Origin of the sequence: Stieleria marina, assembly GCA_007741555.1 — a bacterium.
GTDB lineage: Bacteria > Planctomycetota > Planctomycetia > Pirellulales > Pirellulaceae > K23-9.
The window spans coordinates 1,341,305-1,365,612 of record CP036526.1; the positions used below are offsets into that span (position 1 = coordinate 1,341,305).

General features: G+C 54.5%; 18 protein-coding genes. 11 read left to right on the forward strand and 7 right to left on the reverse strand.

Annotated features, from left to right (window positions below; genetic code table 11):
- Positions 1-248: 248 nt before the first annotated feature.
- The 4 genes from K239x_RS04715 to K239x_RS04730 all read left to right on the forward strand — a co-directional run bounded on the left by K239x_RS04715 (position 249) and on the right by K239x_RS04730 (position 5,036).
- The gene (locus K239x_RS04715; protein WP_145416484.1) at positions 249-638 is read left to right on the forward strand and encodes a fluoride efflux transporter FluC; all 390 of its coding nucleotides are present in this window, start codon (positions 249-251) and stop codon (positions 636-638) included.
- A complete protein-coding gene (locus tag K239x_RS04720) occupies positions 635-3,451 on the forward strand; it encodes a YCF48-related protein (RefSeq protein ID WP_419189676.1) in 2,817 nt (938 codons plus the stop codon). The genes K239x_RS04715 and K239x_RS04720 overlap by 4 nt, the downstream gene beginning before the upstream one ends.
- An 87-nt stretch (positions 3,452-3,538) precedes the next feature.
- Positions 3,539-4,678: a hypothetical protein gene (locus K239x_RS04725; protein WP_145416486.1), complete on the forward strand. Its 1,140-nt coding sequence runs from the start codon at positions 3,539-3,541 to the stop codon at positions 4,676-4,678.
- A gap of 73 nt (positions 4,679-4,751) precedes the next feature.
- Entirely contained in the window at positions 4,752-5,036 is a 285-nt protein-coding gene (locus K239x_RS04730) for a hypothetical protein (RefSeq protein WP_145416487.1), read from the forward strand.
- Between the two features lie 10 nt (positions 5,037-5,046).
- Here the strand turns inward: K239x_RS04730 and K239x_RS04735 are convergent, their stop codons facing one another.
- A complete protein-coding gene (locus K239x_RS04735) occupies positions 5,047-6,318 on the reverse strand; it encodes a hypothetical protein (RefSeq protein WP_145416488.1) in 1,272 nt (423 codons plus the stop codon).
- A 257-nt stretch (positions 6,319-6,575) separates the two neighbouring features.
- A complete protein-coding gene (locus K239x_RS04740; protein ID WP_145416489.1) occupies positions 6,576-8,300 on the reverse strand; it encodes a DUF1570 domain-containing protein in 1,725 nt (574 codons plus the stop codon).
- Between the two features lie 11 nt (positions 8,301-8,311).
- Between K239x_RS04740 and K239x_RS04745 the strand changes: the two genes are divergently transcribed.
- Both K239x_RS04745 and K239x_RS04750 read left to right on the forward strand, forming a co-directional pair.
- The gene (locus K239x_RS04745) at positions 8,312-9,862 is read left to right on the forward strand and encodes a sulfatase family protein (protein ID WP_419189677.1); all 1,551 of its coding nucleotides are present in this window, start codon (positions 8,312-8,314) and stop codon (positions 9,860-9,862) included.
- Between the two features lie 63 nt (positions 9,863-9,925).
- Entirely contained in the window at positions 9,926-11,113 is a 1,188-nt protein-coding gene (locus K239x_RS04750; protein WP_145416491.1) for a redoxin domain-containing protein, read from the forward strand.
- Between the two features lie 128 nt (positions 11,114-11,241).
- Here K239x_RS04750 and K239x_RS04755 read toward each other — a convergent pair whose 3' ends face one another.
- Positions 11,242-12,453, reverse strand: coding sequence for a glycosyltransferase (locus K239x_RS04755; protein ID WP_145416492.1), 1,212 nt, complete (start codon positions 12,451-12,453; stop codon positions 11,242-11,244).
- A 6-nt stretch (positions 12,454-12,459) separates the two neighbouring features.
- Complete coding sequence (locus tag K239x_RS04760; RefSeq protein ID WP_145416493.1) at positions 12,460-13,731, reverse strand: alpha/beta fold hydrolase; 1,272 nt, start codon at positions 13,729-13,731, stop codon at positions 12,460-12,462.
- Between the two features lie 292 nt (positions 13,732-14,023).
- Between K239x_RS04760 and K239x_RS04765 the strand changes: the two genes are divergently transcribed.
- The 3 genes from K239x_RS04765 (at position 14,024) to K239x_RS04775 (ending at position 19,106) form a co-directional block, all read left to right on the forward strand.
- Complete coding sequence (locus K239x_RS04765; protein WP_419189678.1) at positions 14,024-16,459, forward strand: DUF1592 domain-containing protein; 2,436 nt, start codon at positions 14,024-14,026, stop codon at positions 16,457-16,459.
- Positions 16,460-16,543: 84 nt separating this feature from the next.
- Positions 16,544-17,770: a DUF1552 domain-containing protein gene (locus K239x_RS04770; RefSeq protein ID WP_145422161.1), complete on the forward strand. Its 1,227-nt coding sequence runs from the start codon at positions 16,544-16,546 to the stop codon at positions 17,768-17,770.
- A 46-nt stretch (positions 17,771-17,816) separates the two neighbouring features.
- Complete coding sequence (locus tag K239x_RS04775; protein ID WP_145416494.1) at positions 17,817-19,106, forward strand: glycosyltransferase family 4 protein; 1,290 nt, start codon at positions 17,817-17,819, stop codon at positions 19,104-19,106.
- 16 nt (positions 19,107-19,122) lie between these two features.
- On the opposite strand, the gene K239x_RS04780 is transcribed toward K239x_RS04775, so the two are convergent.
- Genes K239x_RS04780 through K239x_RS04790 form a run of 3 tightly spaced genes read right to left on the reverse strand, consistent with a single transcriptional unit; the run spans position 19,123 to position 21,620 of the window.
- Positions 19,123-19,353 (reverse strand): DUF5989 family protein, encoded by a 231-nt coding sequence (locus K239x_RS04780; protein WP_145416496.1) that lies wholly within the window; start codon positions 19,351-19,353, stop codon positions 19,123-19,125.
- Between the two features lie 16 nt (positions 19,354-19,369).
- Positions 19,370-19,768: a hypothetical protein gene (locus K239x_RS04785; protein WP_145416498.1), complete on the reverse strand. Its 399-nt coding sequence runs from the start codon at positions 19,766-19,768 to the stop codon at positions 19,370-19,372.
- Positions 19,769-19,784: 16 nt separating this feature from the next.
- On the reverse strand, positions 19,785-21,620 hold the full coding sequence (locus tag K239x_RS04790; RefSeq protein ID WP_145416500.1) for a carbamoyltransferase family protein: 1,836 nt from the start codon (positions 21,618-21,620) through the stop codon (positions 19,785-19,787).
- Between the two features lie 233 nt (positions 21,621-21,853).
- Between K239x_RS04790 and K239x_RS04795 the strand changes: the two genes are divergently transcribed.
- Together K239x_RS04795 and K239x_RS04800 are read left to right on the forward strand one after the other, a co-directional pair.
- Positions 21,854-23,392, forward strand: a complete 1,539-nt coding sequence (locus K239x_RS04795; protein ID WP_145416501.1) for a DUF389 domain-containing protein — start codon at positions 21,854-21,856, stop codon at positions 23,390-23,392.
- A gap of 128 nt (positions 23,393-23,520) precedes the next feature.
- Positions 23,521-24,300, forward strand: coding sequence for a hypothetical protein (locus K239x_RS04800; RefSeq protein ID WP_145416504.1), 780 nt, complete (start codon positions 23,521-23,523; stop codon positions 24,298-24,300).
- Positions 24,301-24,308: the final 8 nt, after the last annotated feature.

Sequence of the window (24,308 nt, forward strand, 5' to 3'; positions counted from 1 at the left end):
CGCGGTGAGACACTGCGGGGGGGGTGAGGTTGTCGTTATGCGTTCGTCTGAAGCAGTAGAACGCGGTGTTTTCCCTGCTGAATCTCTTTCAAAACCCAGATGGAAAGGATCTTGGACAAGATCCGCTACCTCTTGGCAGGAAACGTCTGCAAAAACTGACATTTACGTCGATCACAGAAATCCCGACCCTATCCAGCTAACGTAAGTTCGTGCCCATTCCAAGGCAATGGTTAAAACGGCCAGTGGAAATGACAACTTGGCTCAATCTAGCAGCGGTCGCCGTCGGCGGAGGCCTCGGATCAGTCTGTCGCTACCTGCTGACATTAGCATCAGCTGCCATTCCTGGTGGCTCGGGAATGCTGGGTACATCAGTCGCCAATGTGCTCGGTTGCGCCGCGATTGGCGCACTATTGGCTTATGGTGCGGACGATGGCAACCTTAGCGAGCGCACGACACTTGCGATTCGGGTCGGATTTCTGGGCGGGCTGACCACTTTTTCGACGTTCGCGGCCGAATCAGCGGGGCTGGTTGGGGATGGTCGCTGGTTGGGATCAGGGCTCTACGTGGCGGCGAATCTTTTTATCGGTTGGGCGGCCTTGATGGTGACTTCGACGATTGTCAAAGGATGGATTGCATGAGCAAGTGGCAAAAGCAGATTTCAAACCAGGTAGCGTGGGCGGTTTGTCCGGTATCGACCGGCGTGCTCGTGTTCCTGGCCACTTCACTGGTCATGTTTCTGTCGACGCTACTGGTCGGCACTGCCTCGCTGGCCGCGCCGCCGGCGTTTGAGCAAGCTTCGCTGCAACAGATTTCAGCACTAGGGCAAGTTCCATCGCTCGGGCTGGCTCCAACACCCAAGGCGACACGCGGTGGCAACACGGACACTGGAGCTCCCGAAGCGCTACCGTCCTACGCCAACACACAAGCAATGCGCGAAGATGCCTCGCTACACGCGGTTGCTTTTGCCAACGATTCGTTGGGGGTGGTGGTGGGAGATCGCGGTTGCGTGCTGCTCACGACCGACGGCGGAGCGGTTTGGCAAATTAAAAACAGCGGCGTCGAGTGTCGTTTAGAAGACGTCCTTTGGATCGATCAACGAAACGCCGTCGCGGTCGGAGGTGCTTACGACCGCATCACCGGCATCAGCCGCGGCGTTGTCATCACAACTCAAGACGGCGGTCGCAGCTGGCAGCGGTCGGATGACCGCGAACTGCCCCGACTGCAAAGTCTGTCCCGGCGAAAAGACGGCCGAACCATTGTTGCCGTCGGTGACTGGGGAGCGTCCGCATTGTCGTGCGAGTTTGAAAGTCGCAACCAAGGCGCAACTTGGCAGAACGGAGGCGAGCTGGACGGCATGAAAAATTCGCCCAACGACCCATCCGCTATCGAACTTCTGCGATGGACCACCACGGCCAAAGTGAACGTGCCGATTCGTGATGCTTGTCGCTTTGGTGACAGCGGTTTGTGCGCCGTTGGTGACAATGGTGTTATCACGCAAAGTCTTGATGCCGGCAAAACTTGGCAAACGACTCGCGGCGCCGATCGGCATGCCGCCATGTTGGTGATCGCAGCGGCGCCGGCAACTTTGCCATGGCCGGTGATTGGAAGCGAATCGCTGGAAATGCGGCACCGCGTTTCAGTTTTGATAGCCGCAACGAAAGATCCCAGTCCGGATCCTGCAGTCGGCCAACCGATCGACCGAATTCGCCAAGCTGCCGTGGCATTGGGAGCGTCCAATGTCGATTTGCTAAATGTCAACAGCGAACGAATGCAGCGAACCAGCTCAACGCCAGAGATCACACGATCTGCCGAGTTGATCCAATCGTGGGTCGCAATCCATCGCCCTACCGCGATCGTCGTTGACCAGACTTTGCCGTCGGCACTGCGCGGTTTGATCATGGAGACAGCGATCAGCCAAAACGTCGACCGCGTTTTGGGATACACGATCGGTTCGGTGGGCGAATCTGGGGGCGACAAAATGCTACATAGCAGCGCGCTGTTGCCAACCACCGGCGTGTTGGCTCGCGATCTTTGGCAAGACGCCCTGCAGTTGGTCGCGCCCAACCAAGCGATGCCCACATCGATTTCGCTGACAAGTCTGTACGACAAAAACGGCGACAATCTGCGTGGCGAATCAGTGCTGATCGGATGCGCCGTAGACGAGGGGCAAAAGTTGGCATCGCAGTCCAAGGTGGTGTCGCGGCGCCATCTGCAAATTCTGCAAGGTCGGCTTGCGCAACCCACTCGAATCGCCAATTTGATTCGCACCAGTCCAACAAGTGACGAATTTGCGACGGGGCTGACTGCGATTTTGGATCAAACGTCCAAGGAAGATCAGTTTCGACTCGCTTGGAGTGTAAGGCAACAAATTCAGTTGATCGAAGACCGAACTGCTGACTTGGAAACCAGTTGGCTGGCCGTGATCGCGGACCGTTTCGCTCATCGATCGGCGGGCAAATGGGCGCGGCTAAGATTGACTGCCATCGAAAACGGGCTGGAATGGAATCGTTTGCGAATGGCGACGACAACCTCTTTTCTGCAAGCGAGTCGATCAGGCAAAGTCGGTGAAACGCAACGAATCAAGCAAGCCTCCGAGATCGTTGCGGTGTCTCCGTTTCAAAGCAATGAAAATCGAGTGGTTCAGGCATCAGCGACTTCGCCATTGTTGGTGCCCAAACCGAGGATGATTCGGCAGAAAACCAGTCCGCAGCCAACCGCTGGAGTCGACTTGGCATGGGAGTTTCATCCGTTGGTGTTGATGGCGCGTGATGCATCACGCAATCGAGGTGATGGCGATGGATTGCAGGTCGCTGAGGAAGAGTCCAGCAACTTGAAACGTCTGATCGATGACAGCCGCGCGGTGGATTGGAGACGCTTGGTGGATCGATCAGCGACGGGTCGCGGAAACACGATCGTTGCATTGCGAACGCCGACTCGGCCCAATCTGGACGGCAAACTTGACGAACCAGTTTGGCGTTCCCCCGCGTTGGCTCGTGCCGGAGCGAAACCGCTGCCGCAAATCGCCTACGATGACGATTTTGTTTACATCGCTGTTCAGTTTTCCGCCGACGAAATCGATCGCGATCCGGGCACGCAGCAACAAACGTCTCGCGTTCGCGATCATCAACTTCAATCATCGGACCGCATCGAATTGGCGCTGGATACCGATCAGGATTTGATCACGTCGATGCAGTTTACGGCAACCGATGCGGGGCGGACGCACGATGCGATCGACGGTCACCGACAGTTCAATCCCACGTGGTACATTGCTGCGGACCGAAACCAGACGTTCGTCAACTTTGAAATTGCGATCCAACGCCGCGACCTGACCGATTTGCCGATCATCCCCGGGCAAAGCTGGCTGCTTCGATCGCGTTGTGTGAAAGCAGGGACAGCGGAAGACTCTGTGCTGCCAAATCCATCGCAGTGGTTGAGAGTCGATTTTCGATAGATCCGATGCCGCGAACTGACTGGCCATTCTGCAATTGCGATTTTGGTCGCACCCTGCCCTGATACTCAGCAACGATATTCAGCACCGATGCTCAGCAGTAACTCAAACGATTCGCCTGACGACGTAGCGTCCCAAGCGAACTCTACCGACCAGGTCCACCGCGGTTACGACTTCGAGACCGGTTTCTTGTCTCGCGCTCGTGAATGGACGGACTTGCTTCCCTGGCTAAGGTTGGTGCGAACCATGCGAGTTGCCGCTTCGCCTCCGCTGGTGCTGTTGGTCGCGCTGACGTTCGCGATTTGGCTGGCCGGGCATTCCAATTGGTTTGATCCGTCATTCGGCCCGGAAGTCGGTGACCAAAGTGCAATGCTGCAATCCAGTAGTTTTCAAGCCGCGCCCCAGTCGCTGCCAATCGCATCGTCAATTGACCGTGCAGAGTTGCCGATACGAATGATGATTCCCACGCGGGTTTTTGACTCGATCGCAGAAGGGTTCGGTTGGCAAACCATTGCCGCGATTTTTTGGGCGTTGTTTGTTTGGATGCCAGTCACGCTGTTGTTGGTCCGCCAAGGAGCACTTCTGACAGCTGGTCGTCCGATGATGGGAATCGTCGATGGATTAAAACACGCCGTCCGCCGATTTCCCTACGCGTTTGTGATCGCCTTCGTCCCGCTCGTTTGCGTTCTGTTCATCGCGATCGGGATTGCATTGCTGGGATGGCTTGGCCGAATCCATGATTGGATCGCGATGGTCGCTGCACTGCCGATTGCTTTGGTCGGTATCCTATGCGGATTATTGGCGTTCGGTGCAAACGTCGCCGTGCCACTGGGCTGGGCCTCATTGGTTAACGAAAAAGACGCTGATCCATTGGATTCACTTAGTCGCGGTTACGAATACCTCTACCGCCGACCGCTTCATCTGGTCGTCGCTTGTTTCGTCGCAACCGTGATACTGATGCTCATCGCATTGGTCGCCGGCGGCATCGCAATGGCAGCGTCAACGATTACCACATCAGCGTTGGAATTGGCTGGTGCATCGACGCATTCTGTCACAGGTGTCCAATTCTTGTTGGCTTGCTTTCCTACGGTCGTCACGCTCACCTTGTTCTGGGCACTGGTCGGTGGTGTTTATCTGATGATGCGACGTGAAGCGGGGGGGCAGGAAATCGAAGACATTTGGGTGGCACCGCTTCCAACGCCACTGCCTCTTCCAAAGCTGCCAAACTAGATCGCGAACAACCGGCGGGATAAAAATCTCGATCGATTGCCAAGACCAGTGCCTCGAAAACGAATGCCTCACTATGAATCCATCCAATCCCAATGCCGACGAAAATTTGGACGACGCCAAGCTAGTGGAAGTTGCTAAGCGGGCGACGGAAGCCGAAGCCATGATGCTTGTCGCTGTATTGGCCGATGAAAACATCAAAGCTGTCGCCACGGGGGGATTTACCGCAGGGTTTGTCGCCGAAGCCCCCGGTTGGGTCAGCGTTCAGACGTTGGAATGCGACGCGGAAAGAGCCAAGCAAGTTTTGTCGGAACTGAAAGCTCATCCTGCGGAATGGTCCGATAACGAAACTGATGACTGAATTCTTCGACTCAGATTCCGTAGCGTTGGCTCAAGCATTCGCGATGCGTTTTGGCCAACGCAGTGCGAGCGGTTTGTGATGCATCGGATTGCGACAGTTTCGACAGGATGTCCGCAAACGCAGTGATCGGTTCGGCGCCCAAATCCCATCCAGCAGCCAGGTAGGCATCGAATCTGTCAGCCGGATTCGAGCTTTGTTGGGCCACAGCCAGCCAATACTCTTTGACCGCGATTCGCCGTTGTTCTTGCGTGCCGTTGGTAAGTGCGTCGAGATAATCAGCAGGCATGCTCAAGGGCTGATCGGAATGAGAGTCGGCCGAGATGACCGCCAATCTTGCTGCAGAAAATTTTGCCGCGGTATGTGCCGTCCAGTGCGTGCGAAGCTTCACCGACTGATCCGCAAAGACTGATTGGGTGACGCCTTGTCGGTAGGCAGCAGTAGCCTGGTCGATTCGCTGCGTTTTTTCGTGGCAGTAACCCAGCAGATCCCAGCCCCAAGTGATGTCCGCAAATGAGTCCGTGACCGCTTGAGCGTGCTGCTGGGCCAGTTGCCAGTTTTGTGCTGGGCCAACCTTGTAGCCGTACCTTGATTCCAACTGATGTAGTTTTGGTTCAGGGATGAGTTCGTTGTCGAACATCCAGCTGACGGCGGTGGGCCAATCGATGCCGATCGACTGTGCGGTGCGATGATTCAAAACTTCGCTCAGCGATTCCGCAAGCGCCGATTGCACCAGTTCGCAGCGAACAGCTACTTCGGCAACGCCGTGCTCCAACAGCACGCAGGCCAGTTCTTCGCCGCTTAAAGCACCGTCCTGCAATTGATGATGCTCGATGGTCACATGATCCGATGCCCAACGAAGTAGCGGGTCGTCGGCGGTGTTCGACGTTGATTCGCGAAAATCATCCGCGGGAATCGCGTGGCGTCTTCGTGGACCCGGCAAGCGATTGCAAACCGCGCCGAACACAATGGCTTCGCTGATCTTCTTTCCCCACGGGATCCAGTCACCACCTCCGTGATACCACTGAATGATTTCGCTTGCCTGGTTGTTTCGGTCAAACTTCACACCCAGCCAGTCCCCGGCGTGGCTGCCAATGAGCGGCAGAAAATCACACGGCATCAATCCTGGCCAAATCACTTCGGGCGCGTCGCTGAGCAATTCCTGAGGATCGACGGGGTCGCAATACTCGCTCAGTCCGGTTTGTTTCCAAACGCCGCTGTCAAACCAATCCGCCAAATCCGGGGCCAAATGGCATTGGTAGCGGGACGCGATTTGCGCAGACAAACACGATGGCTGTCCTCCTGCGGGAGACTCGCCGGGCAATTCAGGGGCGTTTGACGAGTTCGCGTTGTTTGGCAATTTCGCTTGGCAATTTCGCGTTGATGGTGACGAACAGGACGAGGACGACGAGAACAATACCGCCCCAAAGCATCTGGCGGGATGTATTCGTCGGCAATAAGACGCGGTCGGTATTATCGTTTGAAGAGACCGATGCACGCAAGCTGTGAAAGACGCACTGAAAAGATCTCGCCCAGGGCGTCCTATTCGTTGACTTTCAGGTTGGGCTTGTGCGTTTTCAGACTCCGAAGTCCAGTTTGCGTAACAGCGGACTGCTGCAAGTTTACCATCTGTAGTTTTGGCAAACCGGCGATCGTGTCGATACTCTGGTCCGTCAATTTTGTACCCGTCATCCAAAGCACTTCCAGGAATTTTGCCGACGAAATGGCCTGCATCACACCATCGTCCATCGGCGTGTGACTGAGATCCAGTTCGCGGAGCGACGTTGCTTGCCCCAGCCAGTTTTGCAAATCTGGATCGACTTTGGTCAGTTCCAGCGTCAGTTGCTCCACCGATTCGGGGCTCGGTGCCAGCCGCCTGATCGCGTCATTGCTGATGGGTTGCCGTGACAGGTCCAGCCATCGCAATCTAGGCGACGGCGGTATCTGGCCAAGCGTCTCGTCGGTGACTTCGCATCCAGCCAAACAAAGTTGCGACAGCGGATGCGAAATCGGATTCGCCTCGATCACCTTGTCATCGATCGACAAGAAACGGCGCAAACGTTGCTCGACACCACGATCGATCGCTCCGCCAGCGATCTTGGCTCCGGTCGCATAGCGTTGATTCAGAAGTTGATAAATCGCGACGCGTTGCTTGGTATCGCCACTGTCCAGCAAATGATGTGTTTGCGCGATCGCGTGCGCATACCATCTGGCAATGTCCGCACGTCCTTGCGCTGCCAGCCGCCCGTCGGCACGAAGCTCGCCAATTGGCATCAGGTCGTTGTGAACCAACATGCGGTAGCGCGCAAATTGTAACCGAGGTGCATCCCATCCGCCGACTGTCGCGATCGAAGTACCGATTCGCAATGATTCAAAGTACCCTGCAATGCCTTCGACGATCCAAAACCCGTTGTCGTCGCCGGGTTTGGCACGCCCCAGTTTTGATCGAGTGGCTTCGCGAAACAATTGGTGCACGAGTTCGTGTCGGCGTGTTGCCACATCATCGTCATTCGATGCGTACAAGAAAATCGTTTGCTTGTCATCGTTGTAAAAACCCGTCGACTGTTCGATGCCTGGGATTTCACCGCCAAGTGTTTGCTGATATTCGGCCGAATCACGAAAGAGAACGACCCGCATTTTGCGACGAATTGTGATGCGACCTGGTTGGCTTTTCAAATACGCACTGACGTCTTGCTGGTTGAGTCCCGCCAAGTTTGTCGCTACCTGCGCACGAGCTTCCCACATCGGAAAAAACATTTGCGTCCAGATCCAGTAGCAAACCTCCAAGTCATTTGCCATCTCTCTGCTAAAGTCATCTTCTGCGCGAGAGTAGACGGTGAAGTGAGGCGTCGTGACTTGCTGGTACGAACCGGCTGACCATTGCAACCAACGAGGCGCGGATCGACCGCGAGCGATTTTGGCTTCGGTCGTGCCCGTGACCGGCAGTCCCAGAAACTGTCTGATTGGTTCACTGGATGGATCATCGTGATGAGCCCGCCAAAGCCGCAGATAGGCTTTCCAGCCATCGCTTGCGCCGTCACCGAACGCTTGGTCAGCAAACACGGCGTTTGCCGGAATTGGCTGGGCGACCGAATTGCCGTCTCGGGGGACAAAAAACGAAGTGCGATCGGCGGCTTCGGCACGGATGCCGCCTACGAACACCAAGCTCAACGCCAGAGAGCCCAGCCAAGCCTGCGTGAAGGACGCTTTCAAGCTAAACTGCTTGTCCAACTTCGTCTCCACTCCGTACGCACTGCATTTTTTCAAAGCACAACCTTATGTCGATGCAACGATTTACTGGATTGATTACCGCGATCACCACGGCGATCCTTATTGTGACTGGATTTTTCGCCGAAAGTAACGTCAACGCGGCAGAGAAAAACGTTTTATTCATCATCACCGACGACGAGAGCCCGACACTAGGCTGTTACGGTGACACCGCCGCTGTTTCACCCGCGATCGACGCGGTGGCTGCCGACGGAATGCTGTTTCGCAATGCGTTTGCGACCACAGCGTCGTGTAGCGCATCGCGAAGTGTGGTGATGAGCGGTTTGCATAATCATCGGAATGGTCAGTTTGGGCACCAGCACCATTATCACAAATTTGCATCCTTTCATAATGTCGTTTCGCTCTCGTTGCCTCGCGTGATGCAGCGTGCCGGCTATCGCACCGGCCACATCGGAAAGTATCACGTCGCACCCGAAACGGTCTATCAATACGAAACGTATTTGAAAGGCGACGGTCGCAACGCAGTCGGGATGGCAGAGAAATGTCGCGAATTTTTGACAAGCAAGTCCGACGATCGTCCTTTCTTTTTGTATTTCGGAACCTCCGATCCTCATCGCGGTGGTGGAAACGACAAGACATCCTCACGCGAACTCAAACCCAACCTTTTCGGCAACAAACCCGGTCGCGGTGCCTTTGAAGGTGTCGACGAAGTCTTCTTTGATCCGGCCGAAGTTGTGGTGCCACCATTTTTGCCCGACACGCCCGACACGCGTGAGGAACTGGCTCAGTACTACCAGTCCTGTGCTCGCATCGACCAAGGTGTGGGGCGTCTTGTCAAAATTCTCAAAGAAGCCGACTTGTACGACAAAACCATGATCGTCTTTACCAGTGATCACGGAATGGCGTTCGCAGGCGGCAAGACGACCGTCTACGAAGGTGGGCTGCGTGTTCCGATGGTGGTGCGTGATCCGTATCAGAAAAACCGCGGCGCCAAGTCCGATGCGTTGATCAGTCATATCGACATCACGCCTACGCTATTGGATTTTGCGGGTGGGTTGGACACCAAAAAGAACGCCCCCAAAGACATGCTCAATGCCGATCAGTTTTGGAAGAAACGGGGCGAAGCGGTCAAAGAGAATCGCAACGGGAACAAGAAGTTCGACAGCTACCACGGCAAATCATGGATGCACTGCTTGGCAAGTCCCAAGGATGACCACCACGACGCCATCTTCGCGTCACACACTTTCCATGAAATCCAGATGTACTACCCAATGCGAGTCGTTCGAGACGCAAAGTACAAGCTGATTTGGAACATCGCTCATCCACTGCCCTATCCTTTTGCGTCGGACTTGTGGGCCGCTAGTAGCTGGCAGGCGCAATGGGCCAAGGGCAAGGATGCACCTTACGGAACGAAGACCGTCGGGCAGTATGTTCAACGCCCGCAGTTTGAGTTGTTCGACATCGCCAATGATCCGGATGAGTCGACGAACTTAGCCGCTAGCGATGGTCACAAAGATGTCTTGGAAGCCTACAAGGCAAAGCTGAAGCAGATGCAAAAAGACATGGACGATCCGTGGATCATGAAATGGGACTACGAATAGTCAGCAAGATTTAGAAGGCGAATCGGCGGTTAAATCCACATTGGTTAAATCAGGAGCTGGTTGATGAATCGTATCGTAATGCTGCTTGGTCTAGCGGCTAGTATGCTGTTGGCAAGCGATCTGGTGGCAGCTCATCCGCCCGGGTTCAATGAGCTGGCGATTGGTGATGCCGCTCCTGTTTTTAAGCTGCCTGGAATCGACGGGCGGGATTGGTCGTTAGCGGATTTTTCCGACGCCCAAATCTTGATGGTTTATTTCACCAGTAATCATTGTCCCGTCTGTCACGCGCACGATCCACGGTTGGTCAAACTGCTGGCGGAACTAAAGGGGAAACCCGTTTCGGTCGTTGCCATCAACCCAAACTCGGGTGACGGATTGCGGTTGGATGAACTGGGCTACTCCAAGTATGACGATAGCTTCGACGACATGACTCCCTATGCCAAAGACGAAGGCTTCACGTTTCCGTACTTGTACGACGGCGAGACACAAGCGACGGCCAAGAAATACGGATGCTTGGCGACTTCTCATGTCTTCTTGTTTGATCAAGATCGCAAACTGCAATACAAGGGAGCGTTTGACGATTCGCGTTACCCCGATCCGTCGACCGTCAAGAAACAGTCCACACGCAACGCCCTGCTCGAAATGCTGAGCGGCAAACCCGTCACGGTCGCAGTAACGAAACCGTTTGGTTGCTCAACAAAATGGCGCGAAAAAATCTCGTTGGTCAAACAAGACGACAAAAATTGGGCCAGCGCCGACGTGACGCTTGACGACATCGACGCAGGCGGAATCGCCAAGCTGGTCGCCAACGACACGGACAAGTTCCGTTTGTTCAACGTTTGGTCGACCACCTGCGTGCCGTGTGTCGAAGAATTCCCTGGTCTGACGCAAGTATCACGACGAATGGGGCTTCGCAAGTTTGAATTGATTACGATCAGCACCGACTTGCCGAAGGATCGCGCCGCAGTGACTCAGTTTCTCAGCCGCAATCGCGCCGTGTTGCCAAAGCGACTCGCTAAGTCGCTGGAAGCCGAAGGTCGCAAGTCCAATAACTATCTCTACACCGATCCCAGCATGAGTGATTTGATCGAAGCATTGGATCCCGCGTGGGAGGGGCCGCAGCCGCATAGCGTGTTGGTCGCTCCGGGCGGTAAAGTCGTCTTCCGCCACAACGGTGCCATCGGAGCGGACGAGTTGCTGGATGTCGTGCTGAAGGAAATGTCGACAGGTTACCAGCCGGATTCAAAGTGATCTTGCGGTTGCACGAATGACATGTTGGGTGATCAAGACACGGATCGAATTCCGATCGTTTGCTGGTCAAAACTGTCGGACCTGACTTCTCCGTGTGTAACCTGCCACGGAAAACTGCATTTTGCAAGCTACAACAGAGCGACGATCTGATCGGCAGCAATCTTGGCTCCAGCGGGCTCTTTCAGTTTTGAAGCGATCAGCGAGCACGTGTCCGTCATGGTCGCATTCGCTAACACGTGGCTGAGCATGTTACCGAGCTTTGCGTCACGCCGGAGCCAGTGACCACAGCGAAGGTTTTCGACCCGCCGGGCGTTGTCAAACTGGTCGAATGCCATTGGTCGAATGATTTGGGGGACGCCCGCGGCAAGTGCTTGGGACGTAGTGCCGATGCCTCCGTGGTGCACGATCGCGGCACAGTGCGGCAACAGCTTTTGCAATGACACGTAGGGGCAGGTTCGGACTTGTGCTGGCAATTGAGCGGGAAAATTTTCGGAGTGCGACGAGAGCAAGATGCCAGGGTGATCGAGCGACTGGCAAGCTTTGGCGGCACGCTGAAAGAACTGCCGACTGTGATAGTGCGCCGTGCCCATTGTGAAAACAATCGGCCGATCCTTTGGAGGATCGAACGGAGCATCATCGTGATCGGCTAGCGGAAAACCCGCATGAACCAATCGCGGTTGGAACAGGTCCGTAGCCGGTGCAAACCACTGGGGATACATGCCAATCACCCGGTCTGGAGACAGCCACCATTGGTCCAACACGCGGCGAATAGGTGGCAGATCGTATTGTGCACGCAGTCGATTGACTGGCGGACGAATCACGGGATCCAGTCCCAAGTGATCTGCCAGATAGTAGCCCGCACGAATCAACCATGGTGGTCCGGTGGGCTCAATCGGCCAAGGTGTCAGACGCGGCGGGTCGTCGGGAGTGCGCAGCAAAACAGGCTGCAAATGCACGGCGGCAAGCTTCGCGTTTTCGTCGGCTTCGCGCACAACGCGTGATGCGAAATCTAGCGGATGCGAAACCAAGACCGTTTCGCCGGCGCGATAGTGTTTGCGAATGACGTCGTGATGCGGAACAACAAAATGATCCGCCATTGCGCGTAGAACTCGGCGTACGCCGCGGACGGTTTTCCAGACTGCCGGATCGCCCACCATTTCGTGGAATTGTGCTTCGCTGATGATGACTTCAGTTTGCAGCCCGGATCTCTCTGCGATGGACGCGTAAGGCTGCGAGATAGAGATCACCACATCAAATCCGCGCTGCCGGAGTTCTTCGCCGATTGCGATCATCGGATTCACATCGCCGCGTGAACCCGGAGCGGACAAAATTGCAAGCACTTTGAGTTACTGTTCAATCCTTTCCAAAATCGCCGACCACACTGGTTGCGGCTGATTGCCCTGGAGAGGAGTAAACATGTCGACATGTGAAAGCGGAACGGTGACGATGTCGTCGACGCCCTGGATCGTGGCGTGTACCGCAGCGACCACGCCATCCCCTTTGCCTTGCACCAATTCGTCGAAGCTATGCAGCAATGGCTGAATTCGCGGGCGAATCAATCGAACGACACTGCCGTCTTGATCCAATTTTAGCAGCGTCGATCGCAAGCGATTGACTTCGTCTTGGGTTACCGGACTGCCGGTGCCGATGATGGTTGTGTAGCGGATGTTTGGTCGGATTTTTCGCTGATGCAATTCTGTCAGGTACGGAGACTGTGGCGCTAAGTCACGCAGGCCGGGCGCCGACGGTCGATGCAGGATCACGTCAACAAGATCACCTGAATCCACCTTGCCCTCAGCGAACAAGTCCAACAACGGCGGTAGGCTTGCCCAATTGGAACCGCCGTGGGGCGTTGCCACGGTGATTAGCGATTTGATTTTCGGTCCAGCGTACTTGGGGTTTTCTGTCAGCTCGCGTGCGACCAATCCTCCCATGCTGTGACCAATCAGAACCAACGCGGGTGGCGCGTCATCAAAAAGCTGTTGCGCAAGCTTGTAGATTTCGCCCGCCGAATCGGCAATCGATTGGTGGTCGTCGTAGCTGACTGCGGCGGTAGCAAAACCGGATTGGCGGATGAAGTTGCGAAATTCGTCGAACTTAGCCGGCCGGCTTTTCAATCCGTGAAAACAAACGACTAACGGCAATTTTTCCGTTCGCGTTTTCCAGTCGTGGTCCAACTGGATGTTGGCCGGACGTATCTGTTTGACCTGGGGCGTGATGAACCCAAGTGATTTTTTGTTGCAACGAAACCGCAACGCTGGCATGCCGGCTGCATCTTGGGTCATCTGGATCGAGATTGCTTCACCCAGGGCCAAATCAATTCCGAACAACGCCAGCATCGTGGTTGGCGATCGCAGATCCAGGCTGCCGGTGGGAAACATTCGTTCCACCGATGGTGCGTCCAGACTAAGCGAACTTGCGAGACTGGTAGAAACATCTTTCCAGACAAGCGTGCCGTCGACGGTCGGGACAACGACTTCGACAAAATCGCCATCGGCCAACACAGTTTCGTTCTTTGGATTTTGATCGTTCACTTGGGCAACCAAATGGGAACTGGAAGAGGCAACTAGCAAGGCCATCGCCAGCAGTCGCCATGATGCGAGGCAGTATAAATTCATTGGAATGCCTAGAGGATCGAGTCCAGGAAATCGGCCGGGTGTCTGAGCAATTGCTGGAATATTTCGCTTTATCGCAATTGGGTTTTGGTCTCCGATTGGCTGCGACAAAGTAGCTTATCAGAGATCTCCCGCAATAAATGGTCGCTTGGCGACTGGAATTGTCTCGGTTTGGGCATGCCGCTGAGGAATGTTTGAGGATCTAGCCTGATTTCCAACCTCGATCAAATCGGTCCACTGATCTACACTAGAGGTCCCGCCTTTTACCCCACCTCCCAATGTGTTCTTGCATCCGATGATGAACTTTACTGTTCGTTTTCAGTTTTCGTGTCGTCCGAAGATGACCTTCGTTGGAGTGATTTTCAGCTGCCTGTTGGTTGGTTGTATCGCCTTGTCGTCCGTCGGTCTCTCAACCGTCGCCCAGGCTGCGAAGCCCGAGATGGCTGCGGATTTCTTGCGCACCAATTGCCTGGACTGTCATGATGGTGAATCTGCCGAAGCTGCGTTTGACGTTTCCAAAATCAAACGAGACCTGTCCAGTGAAAGTTCCATCGCTGCGTGGATCAAAATCGTTGACCGTGTGAATTCAGGCGAAATGCCACCAGCGGATTACGGTGAAGTGGATGCGAAAGAGAAAGTTGCCTTTGTCGGAGAAGTAGGCGATTGGCTTCGATCGCATCAAAAACGTAACCACGCCGACTTGGGGCGAGTTCAAGCTCGACGACTGACCAACCTTCAGCTCGAACGAACACTTCAGGATTTGTTGGCAGTCGATTTACCGCTCGCCAGCATGATGCCCGAAGAACAGCGGACCGAAGGATTCACCAATATCGCGGACACTCAGTCGATCTCGCATTTCCAGTTGGAGACTCACTTGCAGGTGGTCGATGCGGCATTGGACGCCGCATTCGGTCGAGCTACCAGCGAGCGGCCTCTTTTTCTGAAGAACTTTTCAGCGCGAGAACTTTGCCGCAACAACCCTCGCCGAAGATGTCGCGAGCCGGAGTCGTTGGGAGGCAAGGCTGTCGTCTGGTCCGGTGGTCCGATTTTCTACGGCCGCCTGCCGATGACGATGGCCCGCCGCGGAGCTTGGTACCGCTTTACGTTCACGGCGTCGGCCTTGAATTCTCCGAAAGATCATGGCGTGTGGTGTAGTGTGCGTACCGGTCAATGCACTTCGGGAGCTCCGTTGCTGGCGTCAGTGGGATCGTTTGAGGCCACCGAAGAACCCAAGACGATGACGATGGAGGCGTGGATACCGGAAGGTCACATGCTGGAAATTCGGCCCGCGGATTCAACGTTAAAGAAAGGTCGCTTCCAGGGGGGCCAAGTTGGTGCAGGCGAAGGTACACCGCAGAACATCTCGGGCCTCGCACTCCATTCGATGCAGCTGGAGGAGATTCGACCGTTTGGCGATGTTCAACGAATCCGCGACGTACTGTTTGGAGACGATGCCAAATTTGCTAACCAAAAGCGAAGCCGAAGTTTGAAGGTTTCTTACGACGATCCAAAGCATGCGGCATCGAAACAGCTGCGTCGCTTCGCCCGACGAGCGTTTCGCCGGCCCGTCGAAGAAATTCAGCTGCAGCCGTACTTGAAGATGTTGCACGAATCCATCGCCGATGGAGTGTCAGTCTCCGAATCGTTGTATTCGACTTACCGAGCCGTCCTCTGCTCGCCGCGATTCATGTATTTCTCCGAAACTCCTGGTGAACTGGACGACTATGCCGTCGCGTCGCGACTGAGTTATTTGTTTTGGAATAGCATGCCGGACTGGAAACTGTTTGGTCTGTCCAAAGAGGGCAAGCTTCGTGATCCCGGTACGGTCGCTTCGCTGGTCGACCGGATGTTGGCGACTCGTCGCGGCAAACAGTTTGTGACTGACTTTACGGACCACTGGTTGGACCTGATCGACATCAACTTTACCGAACCCGATCGCAAACGGCATGGTGATTTTGACGTGATCGTTCAGGATGCCATGCTGGGCGAAACTCGCGCGTATCTCGCCAGTATGCTCCAGCGAGACGCTCCGGTGAGTGAGCTGATCAAATCGCGGCATACGTTTTTAAACAGCCGGTTGGCTCGCTACTACGATATCGATGGAGTCCAGGGCGACCAACTGCGAAAAGTTTCCTTGACAAAAGATTCGCATCGAGGCGGTTTGTTGGCTCAAGGTGCGATTTTGAAAGTCACCGCCAACGGCACCAATACATCACCGGTGCTGCGTGGCGTGTGGTTAGCCGACCGGATTCTTGGCACTCCGATTCCGCCGCCACCCTCCAACGTGCCAGCCATTGAACCTGATATTCGCGGCGCCAAAACCATCCGGCAAATGTTGGCAAAGCACCGCGAAAGTGACTCGTGCGCTAGTTGCCACCGAAAAATCGACCCCGCTGGATTTGCTTTGGAGCATTTTGATGCTGCGGGAAAATGGCGTGACCGATACTTTCGTGTTAGGGGCAAAGGGCTACCGATCGAGTCGGCGGATGTTTTGCTCGATGGCCGCGAATTTGATGGGTTTGATCAATTCCGTGATCTGATCGCGGCGAAGCCAGAGCCACTGGCGCGAAATTTTGTCGAAAAACTGATTGTGTACGGAACCGGCGCAGCGATTAGCTTTGCAGACCGCGAAGAAATTGATCGAATCGTTGAACAGAACCGTAGTAGTAAGTACGGCGTGCGTTCGTTGCTAACGTCCGTCGTGACCAGTTCAATTTTCCTCTCCAAATAGTTGGTGCCCATCGTGAAATGCGTTCACTTTAGTTTTCGGCGTCGTCTGGAGCGACGGACTTTGCTGCAAGGCACCGGCGTCTCGATGGCTTTGCCGTGGCTGTCGTCGATGACGCCTGCATTCGCTGGCAAACCTGATGAAAAGTCCGCTGCACCCAAGCGGTTTGTTGCGATGACATTGGGGCTCGGGTTGATCGGTGACAACTTGAATCCGGCGATTGCAGGTCGCGACTACAAACCTTCGCGTTACTTAAAATCAGCGCAAGATCTTCGTGATCAGATCACCGTGGTCTCCGGCAGTTCGCATCCTGGCGTCAAAGGCGGGCACCGAGCCGAAGCCAGCATTTTGACGGCCACGGCAATGGGTTCGGCCGGATTGGTACGCAATACGATTTCGCTGGACCAGTACCTTGCCAAGCATCTTGGCGACGCAACCCGATTCCCTTCCTTGGTGCTTAGCAACGGAGGCAGCACCAGTCCGTCGTACACGGAAAACGGATCGATGATCCCGCCGGAGGATTCGCCTTCGGCACTGTTTGCAAAACTGTTTATCGACAACTCTGCCCGACAACGTGATCTGCAAGCTGATCGGGTTCGTCAAGGTCGCAGCATCATGGACTTGGTGGGCGAAGACGCAAAGTCACTCTCGCGTGAATTGGGTTCCGGCGACCGAGATCGATTGGACGCCTATTTTACCAGCGTGCGTGACTTGGAAAAACGCATGGCAGCGAACGAACGCTGGGCCAAGATGCCCAAGCCCAAAGTGGACGCCAAACGGCCCGTCGACATCGGCAACGGCAGTGATCTGATCGGACGGCAACGCATGATGTCTTCTGTCATCAAGCTGGCTTTGCAAACCGACAGCAGTCGCTACATCACCTACCACATCCCCGGTGCCGGCGGCGTGATCCCAATCAAAGGTGTTGACGAAGGCTATCACGGTTTGAGCCATCACGGACGCGACGAAGAAAAATTGTCACAGTTAGCGTTGATCGAAACCGAAATGATCAATGCCTGGGCGGATTTCTTAAGAGACCTACAGTCGACCAACGAAGCGACCGGAAATTTGCTCGGCAACACAGCGGTTTTCATGACCAGCAACCTTGGCAATTCGTCCAATCATGACAATCGAAACATGCCTGTGCTGTTGGCCGGTGGTGGTTTCCGCCACGGTCAGCACTTGGCGTTTGATCAAAAGAATAACTATCCGCTGCCCAATTTGTATGTTTCGATTTTGCAAAGAATGGGCATGCCCGTGGATACTTTTGCAACCAGTACAGGTACGATGACGGGATTGGAAATGGCGACCTAATCGCCGCTGAAAGCTCTTCGACTGCATCAATAGGATTAGCAAAGTCGTGCCCGACAACGAGCCTTGTGGCGATTTTGCGCGACCTTTGCACGTGACCGTCGTGGCTTGGCAATCGCTGCCTGCAATCCTGACTGATTCTGCACGCAACGTCGGCGGCCTTGAATTAGCTGCCTGGAAATGGAGCAAGGCGCTGGCCGTTCACAGCGACATGGATGTTCGCATTATTGCTCGCTCTGACTGGCGAAACGAAGAACGAACGATCGATGACGTTCGTGTTTCCATGATCGCACATCGTCGAGAGAACGTGCGCAGGAGCGTGTCGGCGTGCATTCAAATCGACAATGGAGTTCGTCTGAAACGGTTTTCGCCAAAGTTGCTATGGCAGATCCCATACCTGGCGCTAAGCTGGCCGTGGCGAACGCCCGATCCAGAACCCCTGTCACCAGACGATCGACTTCGCAAGTATCCGACGGATGTGTGGATCGCGTTGGGGGCGAGTCGCGAAAGTGCGGGGGTGGTTGCTACGGCGATCGAGCAAAACAAACCTTCGCTGTTGTTGCTCCAATCCAATAATGATGTCGACCCGACCTTCATCAGTAGTCCACAGCAGCGCAGCGCCTACGGGGAGTTGGGCGAACACTGTGTTTACGCACTCCGGAATGCCACCGTGATTGCATGCCAGACCAAGCATCAACAGGAAATGCTCGCCAAACACTTTGGCCGCGAAAGCGTGCTGCTGCCAAATTCCACCGATCCCGGTCCGTGGCGAGACGCGGCCCGCACCGAGGGAGACTACGTTTTGTGGGTCGGCCGCTACGATCGTTTTCACAAACGTCCGCATCTGGCATTGGAAATCGCTCGTCTGGTGCCCGAAGTTCCGTTTCGCATGATCATCAACGAATCGGATGAACAGGTCCGCCGAGAGGTTCACAAGAATCTGCCAGCCAATGTGCAAACGACGGACTACGTAGCCTTTGACAAGATGCCTGAGCAGTTTGGGCGAGCGCGTGTCTTTCTTTCCACCGGAAACGCTCAGTACGAGGGGTTTCCGGCAGTACTGCTGCATGCCATGTCCGTCAGAAAGCCGATCGTGTCGTTGGATGACTTTTCCGGTTTCATTTCCGATAGTCGCAGCGGAACGGTGGCAGACGGTTCGGTCGAAAAAGCCGCCGCCGCCATTCGCGACTATTGGAATGGTGGTGCAAATTATGACCACCAATTCGCGAGTGATTTCTTAGATCAAAATCACTCGATCAACGCGGTGGGGCAACAACTGGCGGACCTGATCCGCCAGATGGTCGCGGACAGCAAAGCGGCTGTTTCGACGAACAAATGATGCGACTTTGCTTGATCTAAAAAAGCGAGTAGATGAATGGTGCTGCGGGCGACGCGGACAGAAACGCCAGTCCGATCAGTAGTAGCGTGATCACCAAGATCGGCGCGAGCCACCACTTTTTGTTGTTCGTCAAAAAGTCAATGAATTCACGGACGATACCGGGGTCCGTATCCTGCGAGAGGCTCTCGAAATCGTCGGCGTCATTCGTGTCGGACGAGTTTTTCGATGAATCGTCAGGGGAGTTCATGGTATTCAGCGTCTTGTTAATAGGTGTCAAAGTAGCGAGAAGGCTTTGACGCAGTTTTGCAATCAGTCCAAAACGAATCGCTGTGTGGGGCGTCGCTACGCAATCCACGTCCACTGCATTGCAGGATCACACCGATCGGTGTCAGAATTCCATAATAGACGATCGCCAGGATAATGATGGTCGCCACCACTTGGATTGGCTTCGTTACCGCCGCAAAACCTCGGTAAATCGGACGCCGAGTATTTGGAGCGAGGTAGTAAATGGCCGCTAAGATGACACCAAAAGCAGTCAACCCGGCGGCCACCGAGTTAGCTTGCCAATTCCAATATGCCACCGCGCCAAACGCGACGAACAATCCGGCCAGAGAAGCTCCGAAGTAGCGTAGTTGTTGATCGTTGAGTTCACGTTGAAACATGTTTGGAAAATCCAGCTCAGTCCAGATCAAACTTAGAAAGGTGATGGTCGATTTCGTGACGCGTTGCTTCGGGTTGATCGGCTTTGCGTAGCAAAAAACCTTCCACCACCAACACATCCATGTTGGTCGCCATAAAACACCGAAAGGCATCTTCCGGAGTGCAAACGATCGGTTCACCACGCACATTGAAACTGGTGTTGATCAACAGCGGACAACCGGTTCGACGAAAGAACGCTTGGAGCAAGCCTTCTAGCAGTGGATTTCGATCTCGATCGACTGTTTGCACGCGAGCCGAAAAATCAACGTGCGTGATCGCGGGGACCGTGCTGCGGATTTCACGCACTTTTTGCAAGCCTGATTCGCCTGCCTCGTCGTTCCTGATTTGATGTCGCTGTGCAACGTCAAACACACAAAGCATGTAGGGGCTGTCGACTCCATCGGGCATGTCGAAATATTCTTGCGCGTGGTCCGCCAGTATCATCGGGGCAAAGGGCCGAAACGATTCGCGAAACTTGATCTTCAGATTCATGATCGACTGCATTTTGGCACTCCGTGGGTCGCCCAAAATACTTCGATTTCCCAGAGCTCGCGGTCCAAATTCCATTCGCCCCTGGAATCGGCCAATCACTTTTTCGTTCGCCAATTCTTCGGCGACGGTTTCGCATAGTTGCTCTTGGTCGTCGTAGAATTCGTACTTGGCACCCAGCTGATCCAAGGATTCTTTGATGTGTGAATTTCCAAACGACGGTCCCAACAAGCTTCCGGATTGTTGATCCGTGTTGCTATTTGCGATGCGTGGTTTGTTCATCAACTGATGCCAGATCAACATCGCGACGCCTAATGCACCGCCCGCGTCCCCGGCAGCGGGTTGTATCCAAACATCGTCAAAGATTCCTTCGCTGATCAGCTTTCCGTTGGCGACGCAGTTCAAAGCAACCCCTCCGGAGAGACAAAGGTTTCGCATCCCCGTCGTCTGGCGCAGATGCCTAGCAGTCTTCAAGACCACTTCTTCGGTCACCACCTGAATTGACGCTGCCAAGTCCATGTCCAGCTGACTGATCGGAGTTTCGCTTTGCCGAGGCGGACGGCCAAAGAGCTGATGAAACCGCTGCGACGTCATCGTGAGACCTTGGCAGTAGTTGAAATACTCCAAGTTCAAACGGAACGAGCCGTCGTCGCGAATCGTAATCAGCTTTTCGCGGATGGCATCGGCATAGATTGGCTGGCCGTACGGCGCCAAACCCATCAATTTGTATTCACCCGAATTGACACGAAATCCGGTGTAAAAAGTAAACGCGGAATAGAGCAGCCCAATCGAATGAGGAAACCGAATCTCTTGGTTCAATTCGATCTGATTGCCGCGGCCAACGCCCAGGCTGGTCGTGGCCCATTCACCTACGCCATCCATCGACAAGATCGCGGATTCGTCAAAAGGCGACGGATAAAACGCACTGGCTGCGTGCGATTCGTGGTGTTGGCAAAAAACGATGCGACGTTTGTACTGTCCGCCCAGTCCACTGCGGATTTCACGTCGAAGGTGTAGTTTTTGTCCGACCCACTGCGGCATCGCTTTCAAAAACGAACGATAGCCTCGCGGTGCAAAACTTAGATAAGTCTCCAGCAATCGATCAAATTTAAGCAGCGGTTTTTCGTAAAACCCAACTTGATCCAGTTCGTCCGCCGAGATGTCCGCTTGGGACAAACAGTACTCCACAGCGTGCTGCGGAAAACTGGCATCGTGCTTTTTCCGGGTAAAGCGTTCTTCTTGAGCTGCCGCGACGATTTCGCCATCGACAATCAGTGCGGCAGCTGAATCGTGATAAAAAGCTGAGACGCCAAGAATCGCAGTCATGGTGTTCGTTGATGGGAAATGATCTGCGATATAACGCTAGGCCGAATCGGCAACCGGGGAGGATACAATCTAGCGGAACGTCGAGCTCGATGCAGGTAGGTGACTTTTACCGGAATTCTGAGCGTGGTGCGCGGTGCAATGACCGCTGAGGTGTCGATTGCTAGACTAGGCCGATCGAATTCTAGATCGCTGTCGTTTGCGATGCAGTCGCCCCGATTGAGTCAAACTCGCTGATGAGCATTCTTTTTGTTGTTGACTCCGATGACCAGTTGCGCGTGGGCATGCCTTGGTGCTTGCGATTCGCGACCGAAACCCAATCGGATTTTCATTTGGTTGTGGTCGGCGACGATCGAAAAGTTCTGTTGAAGCATGCTCAGCTGAGCGTCGCGTCTCATTTGGAACAGTTTGATTCGCCGATCAAAAAGCCGTCGGTCACACAGATCGCTGCGGATGCCAAAACCATCCTGCGGCATGCCGACTCCATTGGATGCCGAAACGTTCTGATGATCCGGTCCGATGGCGATGAATTGCAATGGGCAATCTTTCGGCAATCGCGCCACATCGTTGTTTTGCTGTCGACCAACGAATCACCTCCGGTCGAACGCGAACATGTTTTCAGCGTGATGGCGGAAACCCATCCGACGACGAACCGAATCACCGAAAAATTGCTCGGATTGATTCCCAGCAAAATTGTCTGTGACCAGCTGATTTCCGATGATCGAAACGCCGCCGATACCAATCGACAGGAGCATATTGGTTGTGCAATCGAAGACCTCAAAGCGGAGGGCTACACGCAGCACGACCTGCTTTGCATCGGAGTCGAGACGCCGGATCAGAACGATGTGGCATTTCAATTTGGCAAAGTTCTGATGAGTTCGGACCTGCCCGCTTCGATCGCGCTGATCAGTGACGGAGATTCTTTTTCGCAGGCAATCACTCGGTCGCTTTCCGAACGAATCACGATGTGGGTATCGACCATCGCCCCGCCCATGGAACGCGATGAGCGAGTCACATTGGTGCAGAATTTGGAGACGGGCTCGGTACCGAATCTGGAGTTTCTTGGTCTGATTTCGGCGTCGTCCATGTTGGCCGCGTTTGGACTGCTGCAGGATTCTGCGGCGGTGATCATCGGTGCAATGTTGATCGCTCCTTTGATGACACCCATTCTGGGTGCGGGACTTTCTCTTTCGTATGGAAATCGCCCGCTGTTTAAATCTTCGTTGCTAACCATTTTGCTTGGGTTTGTCGGAGCACTCGGTGCGAGCATTCTGTTCGGATGGCTGGTGCTGTTGGTTCGGCCGGCGAGCGATAATCATTTAGATTGGATTACCCCCGAAATGTGGTCGCGTTGCCGTCCTTCGCCGCTCGATTTTTGTGTCGGGTTAGTCGGTGGCCTCGCGGCGTCTTATGCACAGACTCGAAAGCATCTCTCGTCCGCGCTGGCCGGTGCCGCGATTGCCGCGGCGCTGGTGCCGCCCATCTCTACGGCAGGACTGCAAATCGCATTTGGGATTTGGGGCAACTTGGATCCGTCGCAAGTACCCGCTGGGGTTCTGCCGATCGGAGGCCCCATTCTGTTAGTGACTGTTAATGTTCTGACCATCATGATCGGCGCTTCGTTCGTGCTTTGGGCAAGAGGATTGCGAAACGAGTCGACGAGTGCGACGCGGTCGAAATGGGTTCCACGCGTTGTGTCGCTGTTGCTTTTCTTGACCTTAGTGATTTTGGTGACCGTCGTCGGGCCAGAATTCATATTCCCGTCCGACGGATGATTTTTCGGTGAGCATCTGGTCAGGCATGACCGCCAGGAAGTTTGCCGAAATCGCGCCCTGTTTTGTAAATGGCTGTGCCATACTGTTAATCAACCAAACCGCGATCGACGACGAAAGGGAAATTGACGATGTCCAACACCATGTATGAAGACCAGCCGCAAGCAGCTCCGCAGTCCACCGGAAATACCCGCGGTTGTCTCTTTGGCTGCCTAGTCGCCGTTGGATTGGTGTTTGGAGCCGTCCTTTGTACGGGGATCGGCGGGTATTGGTTTTTTACCAGCCAAGTCGAAAAATACACGGCCGACGCGCCACTGGATTTGCCTCAAGTCGAATATGCCCCCGAGGAACTTTCGGCATTGCAAGATCGCTTGAAATCGTTTGAAACCGCGGTCGAAGGCGGTGAAATTTCATCACAAGAAATGGAGCTCTCAGCCGATGACATCAACGCACTGATCGCGAACGAAAAAACACTCAAAGGCAAGGTTTTTGTCAGGATCGCAGACGGACAAGTGACCGGCGATGTCAGTGTTCCCGCCGACATGGTTCCCGGCGGATCGGAGAGGTATTTCAACGGCTCGGCGACGCTGGACGCATCGATGGAGAGCGGAGTTTTGATCGTGACGTTGGTCGATGCCGAGGTCAACGGCGAAAAACTGCCTCAGAAATTCATTGACGCCATGGCGCAAGAAAACCTTGCCAAGGAAATGTATAAGAATCCCGAAAACGCCAAGACGATGCGGCGGTTCAAGGACATCCGCATCGAAGGTGATAAAGTGATTTTGACGTTGAAGCCGACCGAAAAAACCGATGCCGCGGAAGTCGAATCTGGCGAAGAGACCGCGACACCCGCTCTGGACGAGTTGGACGACTTGGATGAGGCAGCGGCGTCTGATCCTGATAACGCGTGACACGGATT

Bases quoted from the DNA above. Each gene is read 5' to 3' on its own strand.
- K239x_RS04730 (WP_145416487.1), top strand. From the start codon at position 4,752: ATGAATCCATCCAATCCCAATGCCGACGAAAATTTGGACGACGCCAAG.
- K239x_RS04720 (WP_419189676.1), top strand. From the start codon at position 635: ATGAGCAAGTGGCAAAAGCAGATTTCAAACCAGGTAGCGTGGGCGGTT.
- K239x_RS04790 (WP_145416500.1), bottom strand. From the start codon at position 21,620: ATGACTGCGATTCTTGGCGTCTCAGCTTTTTATCACGATTCAGCTGCC.
- K239x_RS04785 (WP_145416498.1), bottom strand. From the start codon at position 19,768: ATGTTTCAACGTGAACTCAACGATCAACAACTACGCTACTTCGGAGCT.
- K239x_RS04795 (WP_145416501.1), top strand. From the start codon at position 21,854: ATGAGCATTCTTTTTGTTGTTGACTCCGATGACCAGTTGCGCGTGGGC.
- K239x_RS04715 (WP_145416484.1), top strand. From the start codon at position 249: ATGACAACTTGGCTCAATCTAGCAGCGGTCGCCGTCGGCGGAGGCCTC.
- K239x_RS04745 (WP_419189677.1), top strand. From the start codon at position 8,312: ATGTCGATGCAACGATTTACTGGATTGATTACCGCGATCACCACGGCG.
- K239x_RS04760 (WP_145416493.1), bottom strand. From the start codon at position 13,731: ATGAATTTATACTGCCTCGCATCATGGCGACTGCTGGCGATGGCCTTG.
- K239x_RS04800 (WP_145416504.1), top strand. From the start codon at position 23,521: ATGTCCAACACCATGTATGAAGACCAGCCGCAAGCAGCTCCGCAGTCC.
- K239x_RS04765 (WP_419189678.1), top strand. From the start codon at position 14,024: ATGATGAACTTTACTGTTCGTTTTCAGTTTTCGTGTCGTCCGAAGATG.
- K239x_RS04750 (WP_145416491.1), top strand. From the start codon at position 9,926: ATGAATCGTATCGTAATGCTGCTTGGTCTAGCGGCTAGTATGCTGTTG.
- K239x_RS04780 (WP_145416496.1), bottom strand. From the start codon at position 19,353: ATGAACTCCCCTGACGATTCATCGAAAAACTCGTCCGACACGAATGAC.
- K239x_RS04725 (WP_145416486.1), top strand. From the start codon at position 3,539: ATGCTCAGCAGTAACTCAAACGATTCGCCTGACGACGTAGCGTCCCAA.
- K239x_RS04770 (WP_145422161.1), top strand. From the start codon at position 16,544: ATGGCTTTGCCGTGGCTGTCGTCGATGACGCCTGCATTCGCTGGCAAA.